Origin of the sequence: Stenotrophomonas sp. SMYL86 (genome assembly GCF_036320025.1) — a bacterium.
In the GTDB taxonomy this organism is placed as follows: Bacteria; Pseudomonadota; Gammaproteobacteria; order Xanthomonadales; family Xanthomonadaceae; genus Stenotrophomonas; species Stenotrophomonas maltophilia_A.
The window spans coordinates 37,235-38,307 of record NZ_JAWIRU010000011.1 but is presented as its reverse complement, the minus strand read 5'-3'; the positions used below and the strand labels follow the sequence as shown (position 1 = coordinate 38,307).

The window sequence follows — 1,073 nt, the reverse complement described above, 5'->3', positions numbered from 1 at the left end:
CAGGACGGGCCCGGCAATCGCCGGGCCCCGTTCTGTAGAGTCGAGCTTGCTCGACTGCATGGGAGATCAGTCGAGCAAGCTCGACTCTACTTCCACCCACGCCGGCGCATGGTCGCTCGGGCGTTCCCAGGTACGCGGCTCGCGGTCGATGCCCGAGGCCACCGCACTGCCCTTCAGTGCTTCGGAGACCAGGGTCAGGTCGATGCGCAGGCCCAGGTTGCGGCGGAAGCCGGCCGCACGGTAATCCCACCAGCTGAAGGTGCCCGCCTCGTCGTTGTGCAGGCGGAAGCCATCGTGCAGGCCCAGCTGCAGCAGCTTGTTGAGTGCGCCGCGCTCGGCGGTGGAGGTCAGGATGTGGTTTTCGTTCCACACCTCCGGGTCGTGCACATCGCGCGCGTCCGGGGCGATGTTGAAGTCGCCCATCACGATCAGCTTCGGGTGCCGCTGCAGTTCTTCGGCGATCCACGCATGCACCGCCTCCAACCAGCGCAGTTTGTAGTCGTACTTGTCGGTGCCGATGTCCTGGCCGTTGACCACGTACAGGTTGATCACCCGCAGGTCACCGAAGGTACCGGCGATGACGCGCTTCTGCTCGTCCTCGAAGCCGGGAATGCCGATCTGCACGTCCTGCGCCGGCTCACGCGACAGCAGCGCCACGCCGTTGTAGGTCTTCTGGCCGGCGAACACGCTGCGGTAGCCCGCGGCGATCAGCGCCGAATCGGGGAACTTGTGGTCCTCCAGCTTGGTTTCCTGGATACCGACGATGTCCGGGCCGAACTCCTTGAGCCACTGCTCCAGGTGCGGCAGGCGGACATTGAGCGAATTGACGTTCCACGAGGCGATCTTCATGGGGGCATTCTAACCGGGTGGGCCTTGATGGGCGCCCCTATACCCCGGTAGACGCCAACCTTGGTTGGCGCCAGCAATCACCGTGTGCCAACCAAGGTTGGCAACTACCGGAAGGGGCCGCGCGGGTTGGCACCTACCGGTAGTGGGGGGGGGGGGGGGGGGGCGCCCCCCGCCCCCCCCCCGCACCCCCGGGGGGCGGGGGCCGGCCGGGCCCCCCCCGCACG

1 protein-coding gene is annotated in these 1,073 nt (G+C 67.4%); it reads right to left on the bottom strand.

Features of this window, described 5'->3' with window-relative positions:
• Nucleotides 1–66: 66 nt before the first annotated feature.
• On the bottom strand, nt 67–849 hold the full coding sequence (xth, locus tag V3B64_RS13120) for an exodeoxyribonuclease III (protein WP_121504106.1): 783 nt from the start codon (nt 847–849) through the stop codon (nt 67–69).
• Nucleotides 850–1,073: the final 224 nt, after the last annotated feature.